Origin of the sequence: Microbacterium ginsengisoli, assembly GCF_000956535.1 — a bacterium.
Classification (GTDB): Bacteria; Actinomycetota; Actinomycetes; order Actinomycetales; family Microbacteriaceae; genus Microbacterium; species Microbacterium ginsengisoli.
On the sequence record NZ_JYIY01000005.1, the window covers coordinates 1 to 952 of the forward strand.

Annotated in this window: 1 protein-coding gene; it reads left to right on the top strand. The window is 66.9% G+C overall.

The window, feature by feature from the left end; translation table 11 throughout:
* Nucleotides 1-104: 104 nt before the first annotated feature.
* Nucleotides 105-948, top strand: a protein-coding gene (locus RR49_RS15535; protein WP_241186004.1) for an IS5 family transposase whose coding sequence is annotated in 2 segments (ribosomal slippage) — nucleotides 105-410 and nucleotides 412-948 — 843 coding nt in all. Because the reading frame shifts where the segments join, the coding sequence is not laid out codon by codon here.
* Nucleotides 949-952 lie beyond the last annotated feature (4 nt).

Here is a 952-nt window from a genome sequence, read left to right on the forward strand (position 1 = left end):
CTAGGGCGTGTCTCCCAAAGGTTTGGGCTGGTCGCTGGAACGCTCGGTGTGTGTCTCGAACGGAGTTGCTGACTGATGCGCAGTGGGAGCTGATTGCTCCGTTGATGCCGTCCTCGCAGGGGCGTCGTGGTCGGCCGTTCGCCGATCATCGCACCGTGGTGGAGGGCATCATCTATCGCTACCGGACCGGGATCGCGTGGCGGGACTTACCCGGGTGCTTCGGGCCGTGGCAGACGGTGTGGAAGCGGCACCGCCGCTTCAGCGGTGATGGGACGTGGGACAAGATCCACAGCGTCCTGCTGGCCCATGCCGACGCCGCCGGGCTGATCGACTGGGAAGTCTCGGTGGACTCCACGATCAACCGCGCCCATCAGCACGCCACCAACCTGCCCCGGGACACAGGGGGACCTGACGAATTACACGAATCTGCGCATCGAGCCGCCTGATCACGCCATCGGCCGCTCCCGCGGCGGCCTGTCGACGAAGATCCACCACCTGTGCGACGGGAACATGCGGCCGCTGGTGATGCTGCTCGGGCCCGGGCAGGGCGGGGACTCCCCGATGTTCGAGCACGTGATGAACGCCCTGCGGGTACCGCGCCTGGGTGGGGGCCGGCCACGCACCAGGCCCGACCGGGCGCTGGGTGACAAGGCTTACTCTTCCCGGGCCAACCGCAAGCTGTTGCGCCGGCGCGGCATCCAGGCCGTCATCCCCGAACGCGATGATCAGATCGCCAACCGCAAGCGCCGCGGCGCCAAGGGTGGTCGCCCGGTCACCTACGACACCGAGGCCTACAAGCGCCGCAACGTCGTCGAGCGCGGATTCAACATCTTCAAGCAATGGCGCGCCTTGGCCACCCGCTACGACAAACTCGCCCTGACCTATCGCGGCGGCGTCGTCCTACGCGCCATCACCATCTGGCTCAAGGCTTTAAGAGACACGCCCTAGTCGC